Origin of the sequence: Actinomadura sp. WMMA1423 (assembly GCF_006547145.1) — a bacterium.
In the GTDB taxonomy this organism is placed as follows: Bacteria; Actinomycetota; Actinomycetes; order Streptosporangiales; family Streptosporangiaceae; genus Spirillospora.
Genome location: NZ_CP041244.1, coordinates 8,523,213 through 8,541,325, shown reverse-complemented (window position 1 = coordinate 8,541,325; position 18,113 = coordinate 8,523,213). Strand labels below are relative to the sequence as shown.

Here is an 18,113-nt window from a genome sequence, read left to right as displayed (position 1 = left end):
AACGGGCCGTGAGTGTGCGGCGCCCCGCGGGCGCCCCTCTCCTGGAGTCGTGCCCGCCGGCACCGGACGCACCGGGCACGGCGTCCGGGTTGAGGGAGGTGACGGCGGACACGTGGGAGCGCGCGAACTTCTTTGCCGGCGGCATCGTTGTCCCTTCGGGTTCACTTGGTCGAGCGGGCCCGGCAGGGACGGCCGGCGGCCCGGGTGGGGACGGCGCGGACGCGGCGGGGTGAGCGCCGCGGCCGCGCGGTCCGGGCCGCCGGCCGGCCTTTTCCAAGGGGGCGGTTCCTCCTCAGCGCAGGAACGCGGCGGCGACGCCGGCGTCCACGGGGATGTGCAGCCCGGTGGTGTGGGTCAGGTCCCCGCCGGTGAGGGCGAAGACGGCGGCGGCGACGTGCTCGGGCAGCACCTCGCGCTTGAGCAGGGTCCGCTGGGCGTAGAACTCGCCGAGCCGCTCCTCCTCGACGCCGTAGACGGCGGCGCGCTTGGCGCCCCACCCGCCGGCGAAGATCCCGGAGCCGCGCACGACCCCGTCCGGGTTGACCCCGTTGACGCGGATGCCGTGCTCGCCGAGCTCGGCGGCCAGCAGCCGCACCTGGTGCGCCTGGTCGGCCTTGGTCGCGCCGTAGGCGATGTTGTTCGGGCCCGCGAACACCCCGTTCTTGGACGAGATGTAGACGATGTCGCCGCCCATCCCCTGCTCGACCATGACCCGGGCGGTCTCGCGGGAGACCAGGAACGAGCCGCGCGCCATGACGTCGTGCTGGAGGTCCCAGTCGGCGGTGGTCGTCTCCAGGAGCGGCTTGGAGATGGACAGGCCGGCGTTGTTGACGACGAGGTCGACGCCGCCGAACGCCAGGACCGCCTCCCGGACGGCCGCGGCGATCTCGTCCTCCGACGTCACGTCCGCGCCCGCCGCGATGGCGGCGTCGGCGGGGCGCGGCGCGGTGGCGCCGATCTCGGCGGCGACCTTCTCGGCGGCCGCGAGGTCCCGGTCGGCGACGACGACGCAGGCGCCCTCGGCCGCCAGGCGGCGGGCGGTGGCCGCGCCGATGCCGGAGCCGCCGCCGGTGACCAGCGCGACGCGGGAGGCGAGCGGCTTCGGCGCCGGCATCCGGCGGAGCTTGGCCTCCTCCAGCTCCCAGTACTCGATGCGGAACTTCTCCGCCTCGTCGATCGGCGCGTACGACGACAGCGCCTCCGCGCCGCGCATCACGTTGATCGCGTTGACGTAGAACTCGCCGGCGACCCGGGCGGTCTGCTTGTTCGCCCCGAAGGAGAACATGCCGACGCCCGGGACCAGCACGATCGCCGGGTCCGCGCCGCGCATCGGCGGCGAGTCCGGGCCGGCGTGCCGGTCGTAGTAGGCGGCGTACTCCTCGCGGTAGGCGGCGTGCAGCTCCTTCAGGCGCGCCTTGGCCTCGTCGAGCGGGGCGTCCGGCGGCAGGTCCAGCACCATCGGCGCGACCTTGGTGCGCAGGAAGTGGTCCGGGCAGGACGTGCCGAGCGCGGCGAGCCGGGGGTGCTCGGCGCGCGACACGAAGTCCAGGACCGGCTCGCTGCCCGTGTAGTGCCCGACCTGCGGCCGGTCCGTGGACGCCAGGCCCCTGATCAGCGGGAACAGCGCGGCGGCGCGCGCGTGCCGCTCGTCCTCGGGCAGCGCCGGGTGGACGACCTCGCCGAACGGGTCGGCCTTGCCGTGCTCGGCGATGTAGGCCTCCGCGGTGCGGATGATGTCGAGCGAGTTGGCCTTGCACTCCTCGCTCGTCTCGCCCCAGGCGGTGATGCCGTGCCCGCCGAGGATCACGCCGACGGCGCCCGGGTTGGCGCGCTTGATCTCGGCGATGTCCAGGCCGAGCTGGAAGCCGGGGCGCCGCCACGGCACCCACGCCACCCGCTCCCCGAAGATCCGCCGCGTCAGCTCCTCGCCGTCGGCGGCGGTCGCGATCGCGATGCCGGAGTCGGGATGGAGGTGGTCGACGTGCGCGGCCTCGACCAGGCCGTGCATGGCGGTGTCGATGGACGGGGCGGCGCCGCCCTTGCCGTGCAGGCAGTAGTCGAACGCGGCGACCATCTCGTCCTCGCGCTCGACGCCCGGGTAGACGTCCACGAGGGCGCGCATCCGGTCCAGCCGCAGGACGGCCAGGCCCTTCTCGGTGAGGGTGCCGAGGTCGCCGCCCGAGCCCTTCACCCACATCAGCTCGACGTCTCGGGCCGTCACGGGGTCGGTGACCGTGCCCTTCGCGGACGCGTTGCCGCCGGCGTAGTTGGTGTTGCGCGGGTCCGAGCCGAGGGTGTTGGCGCGTTCCAGCAGCTGCTCCACCTCGGGTGGAGTGGCGGTCATCGGAGTCTCCTCATGTGCGTGTACGGCCTCGTGCTTGTGCGGGGCTTCATGTGCGTGCGTGGAAGTCGTAGGTGCCGGACGCGGCCTCCACCCGGACGACGTCGCCGTTGGCGCCCTGCCCGGTGCCGAGGACGCGCACGCCCTCGGCGGCGGTCAGCGGCCTCCCGCTCTCGGTCACCCGGTCCGCGGCCGCGGCGGGCACCTCGATCTCGGCGGTGGCGCCGACGGGGACGCTCACCCGCAGGTCGAACCCGGAACCGGACTTCGTCCAGCGGACCGTGACCGGGCCGTGCGGGGTGGGCGTGGACGCGTTCACCGAGGTCAGGTCCCCGACCGGCTGCGGCGCGACCCTGACGCGGTCGAACCCTGGCGCGGCGGGCGCGATCCCGGCGAGGTCCTCGGTGAACCACTCTCCGATGGCCCCGCCGAGGAACACGTGGTCGCGGGACCGGGACTCCAGGTCCCAGCGCTCCCACAGGGTGGTCGCGCCGTTGTCGACCCAGTAGCCCCAGCTGGGGTAGGTGCGCTGGTCGGCGACCTTGTAGGCCAGGTCGCCGTGGCCGCGCGCGGTCAGCTCGGTCAGCAGGTACTTGGTGCCGAGGGCGCCGGTGTTGAGGTGGTCGCCGCGGTCCCGCACGTCCCGGACGAGCCGGTCGGTGACGGCCTTCTGCGACTCCTGCGGCGCGAGGCCGAGGGCCAGGGCGATCAGCGCGTTGGTCTGCCGGTAGCCGGGGTCGGACTTGGTGACGTAGGCGTCGCCGCGCAGGAACGCCGTGTTGAACGCGTCCTTGGCGCGGGCGGCCGCGGCCCGGTAGCGGGCGGCGTCGTCACCGTGGCCGAGCACCTCCGCGACGTCGGCGATGATCAGCGCGTTCGAGTAGGTGTAGGCGGTGCCGTGCAGCCGCCTGTCCTCGGGGGTGTTGCCGCCGTACCCGGGGGCCAGGTAGTCGTTCAGCTGGCTGGGGTAGAGCCCCTCGCCGTCGGCGCGGGTGAGCCAGCCGTCCAGGTAGCGGCGCATGGCCGGGTAGTTGTCCGACAGGACGTCACGGTCGCCGTACCGCTGGTACATCTGCCACGGGATGACGGTGAACGAGGCCTGCCAGGGCGGTGACGGCCATCCGTCGCCGAGGCCCCACCCGTTGTCGGGGACGATCGCGGGGACGAGCCCGTCCGGGCCCTGGCTGTCGCGGTGGTCGGTCATCCACTTGGCGAACAGCCTGCGCAGGTCGTACCGGCCCATCTCCATCTCGGCCATGAGCTGGGCGTCGCCGGTCCACCCGTTCTTCTCGTACATCGGGGTGTCGGTCGGGATCCCGTGCCAGTTGTTGACGACGGTCTGCCGGGTGATGGTCTCCAGCGTGTTGAACAGGTCGTTCGAGCTGCGGAACGAGCCGTCCGAGCGCAGGTCGCTGTGCACCTCGCGGCCGTCGAGGTCGCCCGCGGTGGGCGGCTCCCCCGGCCAGCCGGTCACCTGGACGTACTGGAAGCCCTTGTAGCTGTAGCGGGCCTCCCACGTCTCGGTGGTCCCGCGCCCGGCCAGGACGTACTCGTCGGTCTGGAAGCGCCCGGTGACCAGGCCGTTCGAGGACGTGACGGTGCCGTCGGCGTTGAGGCGCTCGCCGTACTTCAGGCTGACGGTCGCGCCCTTCGGGCCGCTGGTCCTGATGCGGGCCCACCCGGCGGTGTTGTGGGGCATCTTGAAGACGTAGACGCCGGGCCTGGGGTTGGTGACCGCGACGGGCCGCAGGGTGCGGGCGACCTTGATGGGCTCGTGCTCCTCGGGCACCACGGTGGCGGCCGGGGCCTGCACGGTCGCCGCCTGCTTCCAGGCGGAGGCGTCGAACCCGGGCCGGTCCCAGCCGGGCTTGTCCTCGCGGGCGTCGTAGGTCTCGCCGCCGTAGAGGGAGTCGTAGCGGACGGGTCCCTCGGCGTAGCGCCACTTCCCGTCGGTCGCGACCGTCTGGGTGCTGCCGTCGTCGTAGGTGACGACGAGCTGGGCCAGCAGCCGGGGCTCGGCGGTCCACGGGGCGGCGTGCCAGTTCCAGACGTTCTGCTGGGTCATCCCGTAGAAGCCGCGGCCGAGCCGCGCCCCGATCACGTTGCCGCCGTGCCGCAGCATGCGGGTCACGTCGCGGGTGACGTACTCGACGCGCTTGTCGTAGCGGACGAACCCGGGCTGCAGGACCTCGTCGCCGACGCGCCTGCCGTTCAGGCTCAGCTCGACGTAGCCGCCCGCCGCCGCGTACAGCCGCGCCTTGGCGATCTTCTTGCCGGTGACGGTGAAGTCGCGGCGCAGGAGCGGCTCGGGGAGCGTGGGCTTCTCCGGTTTCACCTCGCCCCAGGGGGCGCCGCCCCAGGCCGCCAGCACCTTCGCCTGCGGCCAGGCCGCGTCGTCGTAGCCGGGGGCCCTCCAGTCTCCGGCCGGCTCCTCGTTCGCGGCCCGCCAGGCCGCGCCGGTGTCGAACTGCTTCGGGTCCTGGCCGGGCAGTTCGAGGCGCCCGAGGAGCCCGGCGGGGCTGGCCTTGCCGTTGGTCGCCTTGACGGCGACGACGTTGCGGCCCGCCCGCAGGTGGGCGGTGACGTCGACGACGATGGGGCGCCGCCAGTTCTCCACCGCCGGGTCGGCGTCGCGCCCGCCGGCCTCGGCGCCGTTCACCCAGGCCGTGAACCCGTCGTCGGCCGTCATGACCAGGCGGGCGCCCTGCGGCACCGCGGCCAGGTCGAACGCGCCGCGCAGGTAGCGCGAGCCGGCGGGCGCCTCCGTCTTGGGGTCGCCCTCGGGGTACCAGATCCAGCTGGTGCCCCGCAGGTCGGGCGTGGACGCGACGCTCTCGGGGGCGCCGATCCACGAGCCGCGCCAGCCGTCCGCGCCGAGCGCGGTCTCGAACCAGGTCGCGGCGCTCCAGCGCGTCCAGCGGCCGCGGGCGTCGGCGACCTTGACCCGCCAGGTGTAGCGGGTGGCGGGCGCGAGGGCCGGGCCGCCGTAGCGGACGTCGTAGCCGCGCGCCGAGCCGACCGCGCCGGAGTCCCAGACGGCGCGTCCCCCGTCGGCGGTGGCGACGGAGACGCGGTAGGCGGTCTGTCGCTGGCCGCGCTCGCGCGCGCTCAGCACCCACCCGAAGCGCGGCTTGGCGGACGCGACGGCGTTCGGGGTCGTGGCGTGCTCGGTCTCCAGGCCGCCGACGCTCAGGGCGGCGGCCTCCAGCGCGTGCGCGGGGACGGCCGCGGCCAGGACGAGCCCCGCGACGGCGGCGATCACGACGGGACGGCGCGGCGCGGTACGGGATCTGCCGGTCGGCGGGGCAGGCGCGGCGGTCATGCTCAGGCCCCCCAGCCGGCCGCCTGGCCGTCCTTGCGCTCCTCGGCGATCCGCTCGTAGTAGCCGGACGCCTTGTAGGCGGCGACCGGGTCCGGGTGCAGGCCCATCTCCTCGCGCAGCTCGGCGAGCAGCGGCCGGACGTCGGTGTTGTAGGCGTCCATGAACACGGCGTTCGCCTCCAGGACGTCACCGGACTCCTGCGCCGAGCGCAGCGCGCCGGCGTCCACCAGCAGGGCCTTGGCGGTGGCCTCCTGGACGTTCATCACCGAGCGGATCTGGCCCTGGATCTTCGGCTCGATGTTGTGGCACTGGTCGAGCATGAACGCGACGCCCGCTCCCCCGCTCTTCTCCCGGGGGGTGTGGGGGGGCGTCCCCCCACCGGCATACGCGTCGTAGCCGCCGCCGCGCACCACCTCGTACATGATGCGGAACAGCTGGAACGGGTCGGCGGCGCCCACCATGAGGTCGTCGTCGGCATAGAAGCGGGAGTTGAAGTCGAACCCGCCGAGCTTCCCCTCGCGCAGCAGGAACGCGACGATGAACTCGATGTTGGTGCCGGGCGCGTGGTGGCCGGTGTCGACCACGACCTGCGCCTTCGGGCCGAGCTTCAGGCAGTGCGCGTAGGAGGCGCCCCAGTCCGGCAGGTCGGTCATGTAGAACGCGGGCTCGAACAGCTTGTACTCCAGCAGGAACCGCTGGTCGTCGCCGAGCCGCTCGTAGACGGCGGCGAGGGCCTCGGCCATCCGGTCCTGCCGGGTGCGGATGTCGTCCTGGCCCGGGTAGTTCGTGCCGTCGGAGAACCACAGCTTCAGGTCGCGCGAGCCGGTCTGGTCCATGATGTCGACCGCCTCGAGCAGGTGGTCGAGGGCCTTGCGGCGGACGGCGGGGTCGGGGTTGGTGACGCTGCCGAGCATGTAGTCGTCGTCCTGGAAGACGTTGGTGTTCACCGCCCCGATCCGCACGCCCCGCTCCTTGGCGTGGGCGGCCAGCGCGGCGTAGTCGTCGACCCGGTCCCAGGGGATGTGGACCGCCACGCTGGGCGCGACGCCGGTGAACCGGTGCACCTGCGCGGCGTCGTCGATCTTCTCCTGCGGGGTGCGCGGCACGCCCCGCTGGGCGAAGACCTTGAACCGGGTCCCCGAGTTCCCGTACGCCCACGAGGGAGTCTCGATCTGCTGGCGGCGCAGGGCGTCCTTCACCGCGCTGGTGTCGTTCACGGTTGCCTCTCTCCTATCCGGTCACCGGCTAGTCCAGGTGGAAGACCTCGGTGAGCGGCCGCATCCCCTCGTCGGGGCGGCCGTCGAGGTCCTCGAAAAACTGCGCCATCTCCGCCTGCCACCGCGCGTTCACCTCGGTGCGGGCCATCGCCTCCTGGGCGGCCTCGAAGTCGTCGGTCTCCAGGTAGCCGACGAGGAGGCCGTCCTCGCGCAGGAACAGCGAGTAGTTGTGCCAGCCGGTGTCGCGCAGGGCGTTGAGCATGTCGGGCCAGACCGCCTGGTGGCGCAGCTTGTACTCCTCCAGGCGGTCCTGCCTGACCTTCAGCAGGAAGCAGACGCGCTTCGTGCGTCCGGACATAGGGGCGTCTCCTCGTGGAGGGCGAAGCCCCCCGCCCCCCGGTTCGCGTCGCTCAGAATCAGAAGTGGTACTGGTCGATGTTCTTGGCGTCGAACACCGTCGGCGGGCCGAGGATCACCTCGCCGTTGGCGCCGATCGAGCGCTCGCCGAGCTTGCCCGCCTTGAACTTCTCGCCCTCAGCGCCGGTGATCTGGCCGGACGACAGCGCCGCCGCCGCGTACGCGGCGAGGTAGCCGAGGTTCTTCGGGTCCCAGAGCTCGAAGCCCTTGACCGTGCCGTCCTTGACGAACTTGCGCATCTGGTCGGGGGTGCCGAGGCCGGTCAGCGCGACCTTGCCCTTGTACTTGGAGCCGGAGATGTAGCGCGCGGCCGCGGCGATGCCGACCGTGGTGGGCGAGATGATGCCCTTCAGGTTCGGGTACGCCTGGAGCAGGCCCTGGGTCTGCTGGAACGACTTCTGGTCGTCGTCGTCGCCGTAGGCGACCTTGACGAGCTTCATCTTCGAGTACTCGGGCTTCTTCAGCTCGTCCTGCATGAACTTGATCCAGGTGTTCTGGTTCGTGGCGTTCGCGGTCGCCGACAGGATCGCGATCTCGCCCTCGCCGCCGATCTGCTCGGACAGCAGCTTCACCTCGCTGCGGCCGATCTCCTCGGAGCTGGCCTGGTTGATGAACACGTCCCGGCAGTCGGGGTTGGTGTCGGAGTCGTAGGCGACGATCTTGATGTTCTTGGACATCGCCTGCTTGAGCGGGCCGCACACCGCGTTCTCGTCGTTGGCGGCGATGAGGATCGCGTCGTGCCGCTGCTGGATCAGCGTGTTGATGTAGGAGACCTGCGAGGACGCGGACGCGTCGGACGGGCCGACCTCCTTGGCCTCGCCGCCGAACTCCTTGGCCGCCGCGATGCCGGCGTTGTCGACGATCGTCTCGTAGGGGTTGTTGACCTGCTTGGGCAGGAACGCCAGCTTCAGGCCCTTCTTCAGCGGCGCGTTCGGGTCGGCGGACGCCTTGCCCCCGGCCTTGGCCTCCCCCGAGCCGGAATCGGAGTCCTTGGTGGTCCCGCCGCAGGCGGCCAGGCTGAGGGCCAGGGCGCTCGCCATGGCGGCGGCCGCCAGCCGGCGCGGGGCGCGCAAACGAATGGTCATCAGGATGCCTTTCAGGGTTCCGTGTCGTGCTGGGGTGGGTGGGCGTGCGGCGGGGGGCCGGGGCGTGCGGTGGTCAGGGCGTCAGGGTGCGGCGGCGGGGACCGCGGGTCTCGCGCCCCGCCGCCGGCCTCGGGCCTCGCGCGCCACGGCGATCAGCCGCGGCGTGAGGACGCTGATGATGAGCAGCAGTCCGGTGACGATGGACTGGACCTCGGTGGACACGTCGTTGAGCATCAGCAGGTTGCGGAGCAGGCCGATGAGCAGCACGGCCGCGATGACGCCGCCGAGCGTGCCCTTGCCGCCGTCGAAGTCGACGCCGCCGAGCAGCACCGCCGCGATGACGGCGAGCTCCAGGCCGATGCCGTTGTCGGCGCGGGCGCTGCCGTAGCGGAGCGTGTAGACGATCCCGGCGAACCCGGCGACGAGGCCGGACACCGCGAACAGGACCAGCTTGATGCGCTTGACCCGGATGCCGGCGAAGTAGGCGGCGTCCTCCTGCGCGCCGATCGCGAACAGCGACCGCCCGATGCCGGTGGCGTGCAGGACGACGCCGGTGACGGCGGCGAGCACGATGAACAGCGCGACCGGGTACGGGATCGGTGTGCCCGGGATGGAGGAGGTCGCGAGGTCGGTGTAGACGGTGGGGAACTCCGAGATCGCCCCCGTGCCGAGCGTCACGTACGCCAGGCCCCGGTAGAGGGTCAGCGTGCCGATGGTCACCGCGAGGGACGGCAGCCCGAGGCGGGTGACGAGCAGGCCGTTCACCAGCCCGCACACGAGCCCGACGACGAGCACCAGCGGGATGATCGTCTCGATGGCCATGCCGCCGTCCCACAGCTTGCCGGTGAGGGCGCTGCACAGCCCGAGGATGGAGGCGACCGACAGGTCCACCTGCCCGCACACGACCAGCAGCGTCATCGGCAGCGCGATCAGCGCGATCTCGCTGAGGTCGTCCAGCGCGAACGACAGGTTGTCGTTGTTGGCGAAGTCGGGCGAGAACCCGGCGCCGCTCGCGAAGACCACGACCAGCAGCGCGGTGACGGCGGTCTCCCACCGCATCAGGCGGCTCATGGCCGTCCCTCCCTGTTCTTGCGGGCGCCGTTCTTGCGGGCGCCGTTCTTCGGGGCGGCGCCCTCCGGGGCGGTGGCGCGGTGCGCGGCGGAGGCCAGCGACCGCTGTTTCAGCGCGCGGGTGACGCGCAGCGCCAGCAGCCGGTCGACGCTGATGGCCAGCAGGAGCAGGACGCCGGTGATCGCGTCCTGCCAGAACGAGTTGACCTTGAGCACCACCAGCACGCTGCCGATGGTGGTGAGCAGCAGCGCGCCGAGCGCCGCCCCGTAGACGGTGCCGACGCCGCCGGTGATGGCGACGCCGCCGACGACGACGGCGCTGACGACCTTCAGCTCCCAGCCGTTCGCCGCGTCGGCGACGACGGTGCCGAACCGGGCGAGCCACAGCACCCCGGCGAGGCCGGCGAGGGCGCCGCTGACGAGGTAGGCGGTGAGGACGCGGCGGCGGATCGGCACGCCGGCGAGCATCGCGGCCTCCGGGCTCGACCCGATGGCGTAGTACTCGCGGCCCGAGGAGTAGGAGCGCAGGTAGTAGCCGACCGCCAGCATCACCAGGACCGTGATGATCGGCAGGTACGGGATGCCGAGGATGCCGTCGTTGCCGAGGCTCAGCAGCGAGGCCGGCAGGTCGGCGGCGCCGATCTGCTGGCCGTGCGCGATGCGGTAGTCCAGCCCCTGGATCACGTACAGGGTGCCGAGGGTGACGACGAGGGCGGGGACGCGGCAGAAGCTGACCAGCAGCCCGTTCACCAGTCCGCACAGCAGGCCGATCCCGACGCCGACCAGCACGACCAGCACGACGTTGCGGTCCCCGCCGGAGGCGTACTTCCCGGCGGTGAAGGCGACGAGCCCGACGACGGACCCGACCGACAGGTCGATGTTGCGGGTGACGACGACCATGCTCTGCCCGACGGCGAGCAGGACCAGGATCGAGGCGTTGAGGAAGATGTCCTTGAGGCCCTGGCCGGACATGAACCGCGGGTTGGCGATCGTCGTGCCGAGGACGAGCAGGACCAGCGCTCCGAGGATGCTCAGCTCGCGGGCGCGCAGCACCATCTCGACCAGGCGCCGCCCGCCGCCCGGCGGGCCGCCCGACTCCGGCCTGGCCGGTGACTGGGTGAGGACGGTCATGGGGTCAGGCCGCCTTTCCGGTGCCGGGGCGGCCGGTCGCGGCGGCCATCACGCTTTCCTCGGTCGCGTCGGCGCGGGCGATCTCGGCGGTCAGCCGCCCCTCGTGCATCACGAGGATCCGGTCGGCCATGCCGAGCACCTCGGGCAGGTCGGAGGAGATCATCAGCACCGCCAGGTCCTGCGCGGCGAGCTCCGACAGCAGCCGGTGCACCTCGGCCTTGGTGCCGACGTCGATGCCGCGGGTGGGCTCGTCCACGATCAGGACGGCCGGCTCGGTGGCCAGCCACTTGGCGAGCACGACCTTCTGCTGGTTGCCGCCCGACAGGACGCCGACGGCGTCGGTGAGCCGGGAGTACTTCAGCTGGAGGCGCAGGCCCCAGTCGGCGGCGCGGCTGCGCTCCACCTTCCGGGAGATCAGGCCCCCGCGGCCGGTCTCGCGGCGCAGCGTCCGCAGCTGGGTCAGGCCCATGTTGCGCTCGATCGACATGTCCATGACCAGGCCCTGCTGGCGGCGGTCCTCGGGGACGAGCGCGAGCCCGGCCGACATCGCGGCCGTGGGGCTGCCCGCCGGGAGCTCGCGGCCGCCGACCTCGACGGAACCGGCGTCCCAGCGGTCCACGCCGAACACCGCGCGGGCGACCTCGCTGCGGCCGGCGCCGACCAGCCCCGCCAGCGCGACGATCTCGCCGCGGCGGACCTCGAAGGAGATGTCGGTGAAGGCGCCCTCGCGGGTCAGCCGCCGCACCTTCAGCGCGGTCTCGCCCGGCGCCACGTCCTGCTTGGGGTAGAGCGCGTCGAGGTCGCGGCCGACCATCCGGCGGACGAGGTCGTCGGGGGTGATGTCGGCGACCATGTCGGTGCCGACGTAGGAGCCGTCGCGCAGCGTCGTCACCCGGCGGCAGATCTCGAAGATCTCCTCCAGCCGGTGCGAGATGAACAGCACCGCGCAGCCGTGCTCCTGGAGGCTGCGGGTGACGGCGAACAGGCGGGCGACCTCCTGGCCGGTGAGCGCCGCGGTCGGCTCGTCCATGATGAGCACCCGCGCGTCCCGGGAGATGGCCTTGGCGATCTCGACGACCTGCTGGTCGGCGATCGACAGGCCGCGGGCGGGCTGCTGCGGGTCCAGCGCGACGCCGAGCCGCTCGAACAGCCGCGCCGTCTCGGCGTGCATGGCGCGGCGGTCGATGCGGCCGAGCGCGCCGCGCGGCTGGCGGCCCATGAAGATGTTCTCTGCGACCGACAGGTCGGGGAACAGCGTCGGCTCCTGGTAGATGACCGCGACGCCGGCGGCCTGCGCGTCGGCGGGGCCGTGGAAGACCACCGGCTCGCCGTCCACCCGCACCTCGCCCGCGTCGGGGCGGTGCACGCCTGCGAACGTTTTTACGACCGTGGACTTGCCGGCGCCGTTCTCTCCCGCCAGGGCGTGGACCTCGCCCGCGTGGAGCTCCAGGGTGACCCCCTGGAGGGCGCGTACCGCACCGAACGACTTACTCACGTTGACCAGTGCCAATGTCGGCGGCGCCGACCGGCCCGGTGCACCCATCGCGGCCCTCCTCGCGGGGGACGTCTGTGACGTACAGATGAAAAACGTTTTAACGGGATGTTGCGGAGGACGCTAGATGTGACCCGGAGCACGCGTCAAGGGGTCAAATCCCGGCGATCCCCTGCCGACGTGGCGAGAAGCCCGTGCCTGCAAGGGCCGGAAAGGTTTCGAAGTCGATCCGGCCGGGACCGGCCGACCGGGTTTCGCGGTCCCGGTTCCCCGTCCTGGGTTGACACGTTTTAATCAGATGATTCACAGTGAGCGGCGACACACCACGGACGACTCGGGGGCACACAGATTGGGCGCAGACGACACCGGCCGCTCCGCGCCGCCGGGCCGCACGGTCGGGATCAAGCAGGTCGCGGCCCAGGCCGGGGTGTCTCCGGGCACCGTGTCCAACGTGCTCAACCGGCCCGAGCGGGTCGCCGAGGCGACCCGGGTCCGCGTCGAGGAGGCGATCCGCGCCCTCGGCTTCGTGCGCAACGGGTCGGCGTCCACCCTGCGCGCCGGGCACAGCAGCACGATCGGGCTGATGGTCCTCGACCTCGCCAACCCGTTCTTCACCGACGTGGCGCGCGGCGTGGAGGACATCGCCAGCGAGCGCGGCTACGCGGTGATCCTGTCCTCCTCCGGCGAGTCGGACGAGCGCGAGCTGCGCAACCTGCGGGTGTTCGCCGAGCAGCGCGTCCGGGGCGTCCTGCTGACCCCGGTCGGCGACGACGGCGAGGCCGCCGACCGGCTGCGCGAGCGCGGCGTCCCGGTGGTGCTGCTCGACCACCCGACGCCGCGCGCCAACCAGTGCTCGGTCGCCGTCGACGACGTCGCGGGCGGCGAGCTCGCCGCCGCCGAACTGCTGGACGCGGGTGCCCGCACGCTGGCGTTCGTCACCGGCCCGACGGTGCTGCGCCAGTGCGCCGACCGCCGCACCGGGGCGCTGCGGGCGCTGCGCGCGGCCGGGCTCGGCCGCGACGCCATGCGCGAGGTCGCCGTCGGGGCGATGAACGCGCGGTCCGGGCAGGAGGCGGCCCGGCGGCTGCTGGAGGCCGGCTCCCCGCTGCCCGACGCGATCTTCTGCGCGAACGACCTGCTCGCGCTCGGAGTGCTGCGCGTCCTGCTCCAGGCCGGGGTCAAGGTGCCGGGAGACGTCGCGCTGATCGGGTACGACGACATCGAGTTCTCGGCCGCCGCCGCCGTCCCGCTGAGCTCGGTGCGGCAGCCGACCTACCAGCTCGGCCGGATCGCGACCGAGCTGCTGCTGGAGGAGTGCGACGGGTCGGCCGGGCACGCCCACCAGCAGGTCATGTTCCAGCCCGAGCTGGTGGTGCGGGAGTCCAGCCGGTCGGTCCTGGGGGACCTCAAATGAGCGAAGCGAACCGGGGGGCGTCCCCCCACAGGGCGAACGCATGAGCGAAGCGAACCGGGGGGTGTCGGGTGTTGTCCCCTCACAGGGCGAACGCATGAAGGTCGCGCTGTTCCTCACCTGCGTCAACGACACGATGTTCCCGGGGACGGGCAAGGCGGTGGTGCGGCTGCTGCGGCGCCTCGGCCACGACGTCGAGTTCCCCGAGACGCAGACCTGCTGCGGGCAGATGCACCTCAACACCGGCTACCGGCGCCAGGCGCTGCCCATGGTGAAGGCGTTCGCGGAGACGTTCGAGCCCTACGACGCGGTCGTGACGCCGTCCGCGTCCTGCGCGGCGATGATCCGCGACTGGCACCCGAAGCTGGCGCCGCGCACCGCGGGGGTCGCCTCGCGCGTGTACGAGCTGACGGAGTTCCTGGTGGACGTCCTCGGTGTCACCGACGTCGGCGCCTACTTCCCGCACCGCGTCACCTACCACCCGACGTGCCACTCGCTGCGAATGCTGCACGTCGGCGACCGCCCGCTGCGGCTGCTGCGCGAGGTGCGCGGCATCGACCTGGTCGAGCTGCCGGACGCGGCCGAGTGCTGCGGGTTCGGCGGGACGTTCGCGCTGAAGAACTCCGAGGTGTCGGCCGCGATGTGCGCCGACAAGGTCACCGCCGTCCGCGCGACCGGCGCCGAGGCGCTGTGCGCGGCGGACAACTCCTGCCTGATGCACATCGGCGGCGCGCTCTCCCGCACCCGCGCCGGGGTGCGGACCGTCCACCTCGCCGAGATCCTCGCCTCCACGGAAGAGGAGCCCGCATGACCTCCGCTGCGATGCCGACCTATCTCGGGATGCCGTCGTTCCCCGACGCGGCTCGCCGGGCGGTGGAGGACGCGCGGCTGCGCGGCAATCTCGCGCACGCCACCACGACGATCCGGGGGCGGCGCGCCGCAGCCGTCGCCGAGCTCGACGACTGGGCCGCGCTCCGCGAGGCGGGCAAGCAGATCAAGGACCACGTCCTCGCCGACCTCGGGTACTACCTGCGGCTGCTGGAGGAGAAGGTCACCGACGCCGGCGGGACGGTGCACTGGGCCCGCGACGCGGCCGAGGCCAACCGGATCGTCGCCGACCTGGTGAAGGCCACGGGCGAGACCGAGGTCGTCAAGGTCAAGTCGATGGCGACGCAGGAGATCGGCCTCAACGAGTTCCTCGCCGAGGAGGGCATCACCGCCTACGAGACCGACCTGGCGGAGCTGATCGTCCAGCTCGGGGACGACCGCCCGTCGCACATCCTCGTCCCGGCCATCCACCGCAACCGGTCCGATATCCGCGACATCTTCCTCCGCGCGATGGAGGACGCCCCGGAGGGGCTGACCGACGAGCCCGCCGAGCTGGCCGAGGCCGCCCGGCGGCACCTGCGCGCCAAGTTCCTGTCGGCGAAGGTCGGGGTGTCGGGGGTGAACTTCGCCGTCGCCGACACCGGCACGCTCGTCGTGCTGGAGTCCGAGGGCAACGGCCGGATGTGCCTGACGCTCCCCGAGACGCTCATCTCGGTGATGGGCGTGGAGAAGGTCGTGCCGAGCTGGCGGGACCTGGAGGTGTTCCTGCAGCTGCTGCCCCGCTCGTCCACCGCCGAGCGGATGAACCCCTACACCTCCACCTGGACGGGCGTCTCCCCCGGCGACGGCCCGCGCGACTTCCACCTCGTCCTGCTGGACAACGGCCGCACCGCCACCCTGGCCGACGAGGTGGGCCGGCAGGCGCTGCGCTGCATCCGCTGCTCGGCGTGCCTGAACGTGTGCCCGGTCTACCAGCGCGCGGGCGGCCACGCCTACGGCTCGCCCTACCCCGGGCCGATCGGCGCGATCCTGTCGCCGCAGATCAGGGGCATCGGTTCGGCGGTGGACGCCTCGCTGCCGTACGCGTCGACGCTGTGCGGGGCCTGCTTCGAGGCGTGCCCGGTCGCGATCGACATCCCGGAGGTGCTCGTCCACCTGCGGGCCCGCGCCGTCGAGAAGGGACCCCGCCATCCGCTGGAGCGGGTGGCGATGACGGCCGCCGGGTGGACGCTGCGCTCCCCGACCCGGCTCGCGCTCGCGCAGCGCGCCGCGTCCGCGAGCCGCCGCGCCGTGGCGCGCGGCGGCCGGATCCGGCGGCTGCCGGGGCCGCTGCGCGCCTGGACCGAGACGCGGGACGCGCCCGCGCCGCCGCCCGAGTCGTTCCGCGCCTGGTGGGCCCGGACCGGCGGCGGGCGCGAGGAGGGAGAGCGATGAGCGCGCGCGAGGAGATCCTGCGCCGCATCGAGCGGGTGTCGCCCACCCGCCCCGCCGCGCAGGTCGCGGCCTCCTACGACCGGATCGACCGCGGTTATCTGCGCCGCCACCACGAGGACGGGATCCTCGACCTGTTCGCGGAGCGGGTCGCCGACTACCGCGCGACCGTCCTGCGCGCCACCGCGTCCGAGGTGGCCGCGGTGGTCGCCGAGCGGCTCGCGGCCCGTCCCGGCGCGTACGGGATCCCGTCCGGCCTGCCGCCGGAGTGGACGCCGGCGACCGGCGCGGCGCTCGTGCGCGACCCGTCGGTCGACTCCCTCGACGGCCTCGCGGGGGCGGTCACCGGCTGCGCGGCCGCGATCGCGGAGACGGGGACGATCGTGCTGGACCACGGCGCCGGCCAGGGGCCGCGCGCCCTGTCGCTCGTCCCCGACTACCACCTGATCGTCGTCCGCGCCGACCAGGTGGCCGCGGACGTGCCGGAGGCGCTCGAACGGCTCGATCCGAACCGTCCGCTGACGTTCGTGTCGGGCCCGTCCGCGACGAGTGACATCGAGTTGTCCCGTGTGGAAGGCGTGCACGGGCCGAGGACCTTGGAGGTCTTGGTCCTCCAATGAGCGAAGCGAACCGGGGGGTGTGGGGGGTCGTCCCCCCAGGGAGACAGCATGAGTGAAACGATGAGCGCCGCGACGTTCGCGGCCGTCGATCTCGGGGCGTCCAGCGGGCGGGTGATGGCGGGGCGCGTCGGCCCGGGCACCCTCGCCCTGGAGGAGGTCCGCCGGTTCCCGAACCGCCCCGTCCGGGTCAACGGCACCCTTCACTGGGACGTCCTGTCCCTCTACGGCAACGTGCTGGACGGGCTGCGCGCCGCGCCGTCCGGGCTGGCGTCGGTCGGCATCGACTCGTGGGCGGTCGACTACGGGCTCCTCGACGCGGAGGGCAGGCTGCTCGGCAATCCCGTCCACTACCGCGACGGGCGCACCGACGGCGTCATGGAGCGGGTCCGCGCCGAGCTGGGCGACGACCTCCTCTACCGGACGTCCGGGCTCCAGTTCCTGCCGTTCAACACGATCTACCAGCTCGCGGCGGACGACCTGTCCCGGGCGGCGACGCTGCTGCTCATCCCGGACCTGCTGGCCTACTGGCTGACGGGCGAGGCCGGCGCCGAGCGCACCAACGCGTCCACGACGGGACTGCTGGACGTCCGCGACGGCACCTGGTCGCAGGAGCTCCTGGACAGGCTCGACCTGCCCGCGAAGATCCTCCCGCCGCTGCGCGAGCCGGGCTCGGTCATCGGCGCCCTGCGCCCGGACGTGGTGGCCGAGACCGGCCACGGCGGCCTCCAGGTCACGGCCGTCGGCTCCCACGACACCGCGTCCGCCGTCGCCGCCGTCCCCGCCGCCACCGAGCGGTTCGGCTACATCTCGTGCGGCACCTGGTCGCTGGTCGGCGTGGAACTGGACGCCCCCGTGCTGACCGAGGAGAGCCGCGAAGCCAACTTCACCAACGAGGGCGGGGTCGACGGGACCGTCCGCTACCTGCGCAACGTGATGGGCCTGTGGCTGCTCCAGGAGTCGCTGCGGACCTGGGGGAACCCGGACCTGCCCGCGCTGCTCGCCGAGGCCGCGCGGCTGCCCGGCCTGCGCTCGCTCATCGACCCCGACGACCCGGAGTTCCTGCCGCCCGGCGACATGCCCGCCCGCATCGCGGCGCACTGCCGCCGCCGCGGGTTCCCCGAGCCGGCGTCGCGCGCGGAGACCGTCCGCTGCGTCGTGGACAGCCTCGCCCTCGCGCACCGCGTCACGCTCCGCCAGGCGTCCCGGCTGTCCGGGCGCGAGATCGAGGTGGTCCACCTGGTCGGCGGCGGCAGCCGCAACGACCTGCTGTGCCGGCTGACCGCCGATGCCAGCGGCCTCCCGGTCGTGGCGGGGCCGGTCGAGGCCACGGCGCTCGGCAACGTCCTGACCCAGGCGCGCGCACGCGGGGCCGTCGCCGGGCTGGCCGAGGCCCGCGCGCTGGTCGCCGCCACCCAGGACCTCCGCCGGTACGAGCCGTCCGGCGACGGCGCCCGGTGGCGGGAGGCCGCCGCCCGCCTCGGCCTGGAGTGACCGGCCGCGGCGCCGGGATGTCACGGTCGCGGGACGGTTTACCCTCCCGAGGTTGACATGGGGCGCGCGAGGGCCGTTCATAGCTATGTACATACGGTCGGTGAGGACGCCGCCGCGGGCGGGCGAGGCGCAGGCAGGGTGTGTTGTCCGACCTTATTGACGTTCCACCCGATAAGGTGAGTCCCGCTCGTTCAGAGGAACCACAACGAGAAGCATGGTCACGGCGTATCGGCCGCCTGTCGCTGTTGGGGTGTGGA

The 18,113-nt window shown here is 72.9% G+C and carries 13 protein-coding genes; 5 read left to right on the top strand and 8 right to left on the bottom strand.

Annotated elements, in window-relative coordinates:
* Positions 1 to 292: 292 nt before the first annotated feature.
* The 8 genes from FKD65_RS39430 to FKD65_RS39395 form a co-directional block, all read right to left on the bottom strand.
* Positions 293 to 2,344, bottom strand: a complete 2,052-nt coding sequence (locus FKD65_RS39430) for a bifunctional aldolase/short-chain dehydrogenase (RefSeq protein WP_141584548.1) — start codon at positions 2,342 to 2,344, stop codon at positions 293 to 295.
* Between the two features lie 46 nt (positions 2,345 to 2,390).
* Positions 2,391 to 5,663 carry a family 78 glycoside hydrolase catalytic domain gene (locus FKD65_RS39425; protein ID WP_141584546.1) on the bottom strand — a complete coding sequence of 1,091 codons (3,273 nt, stop codon included), beginning with the start codon at positions 5,661 to 5,663 and terminating at the stop codon, positions 2,391 to 2,393.
* A 2-nt stretch (positions 5,664 to 5,665) separates the two neighbouring features.
* The gene (gene rhaI / locus FKD65_RS39420) at positions 5,666 to 6,880 is read right to left on the bottom strand and encodes an L-rhamnose isomerase (RefSeq protein ID WP_141584543.1); all 1,215 of its coding nucleotides are present in this window, start codon (positions 6,878 to 6,880) and stop codon (positions 5,666 to 5,668) included.
* 28 nt (positions 6,881 to 6,908) lie between these two features.
* The gene (locus FKD65_RS39415; protein WP_141584541.1) at positions 6,909 to 7,238 is read right to left on the bottom strand and encodes an L-rhamnose mutarotase; all 330 of its coding nucleotides are present in this window, start codon (positions 7,236 to 7,238) and stop codon (positions 6,909 to 6,911) included.
* Positions 7,239 to 7,296: 58 nt separating this feature from the next.
* Positions 7,297 to 8,382, bottom strand: coding sequence for a rhamnose ABC transporter substrate-binding protein (gene rhaS, locus FKD65_RS39410; protein WP_141584539.1), 1,086 nt, complete (start codon positions 8,380 to 8,382; stop codon positions 7,297 to 7,299).
* Between the two features lie 81 nt (positions 8,383 to 8,463).
* Entirely contained in the window at positions 8,464 to 9,453 is a 990-nt protein-coding gene (locus FKD65_RS39405; RefSeq protein WP_141584536.1) for an ABC transporter permease, read from the bottom strand.
* Positions 9,450 to 10,583 carry an ABC transporter permease gene (locus tag FKD65_RS39400; RefSeq protein ID WP_141584534.1) on the bottom strand — a complete coding sequence of 378 codons (1,134 nt, stop codon included), beginning with the start codon at positions 10,581 to 10,583 and terminating at the stop codon, positions 9,450 to 9,452. Before FKD65_RS39400 ends, FKD65_RS39405 begins: the two co-directional genes overlap by 4 nt.
* A 4-nt stretch (positions 10,584 to 10,587) precedes the next feature.
* Positions 10,588 to 12,126: a sugar ABC transporter ATP-binding protein gene (locus FKD65_RS39395; RefSeq protein ID WP_141584532.1), complete on the bottom strand. Its 1,539-nt coding sequence runs from the start codon at positions 12,124 to 12,126 to the stop codon at positions 10,588 to 10,590.
* 298 nt (positions 12,127 to 12,424) lie between these two features.
* Here FKD65_RS39395 and FKD65_RS39390 point away from each other — a divergent pair, with 298 nt between their 5' ends.
* The 5 genes from FKD65_RS39390 (at position 12,425) to FKD65_RS39370 (ending at position 17,856) form a co-directional block, all read left to right on the top strand.
* Positions 12,425 to 13,489 (top strand): LacI family DNA-binding transcriptional regulator, encoded by a 1,065-nt coding sequence (locus FKD65_RS39390; protein ID WP_240809832.1) that lies wholly within the window; start codon positions 12,425 to 12,427, stop codon positions 13,487 to 13,489.
* A 94-nt stretch (positions 13,490 to 13,583) separates the two neighbouring features.
* Entirely contained in the window at positions 13,584 to 14,297 is a 714-nt protein-coding gene (locus FKD65_RS39385) for a (Fe-S)-binding protein (protein WP_141584527.1), read from the top strand.
* A 29-nt stretch (positions 14,298 to 14,326) separates the two neighbouring features.
* Entirely contained in the window at positions 14,327 to 15,748 is a 1,422-nt protein-coding gene (locus FKD65_RS39380) for a LutB/LldF family L-lactate oxidation iron-sulfur protein (protein ID WP_205718983.1), read from the top strand.
* The gene (locus tag FKD65_RS39375; protein ID WP_141584523.1) at positions 15,745 to 16,365 is read left to right on the top strand and encodes a lactate utilization protein C; all 621 of its coding nucleotides are present in this window, start codon (positions 15,745 to 15,747) and stop codon (positions 16,363 to 16,365) included. Before FKD65_RS39380 ends, FKD65_RS39375 begins: the two co-directional genes overlap by 4 nt.
* A gap of 48 nt (positions 16,366 to 16,413) precedes the next feature.
* On the top strand, positions 16,414 to 17,856 hold the full coding sequence (locus tag FKD65_RS39370; protein ID WP_240809831.1) for a rhamnulokinase family protein: 1,443 nt from the start codon (positions 16,414 to 16,416) through the stop codon (positions 17,854 to 17,856).
* Positions 17,857 to 18,113 lie beyond the last annotated feature (257 nt).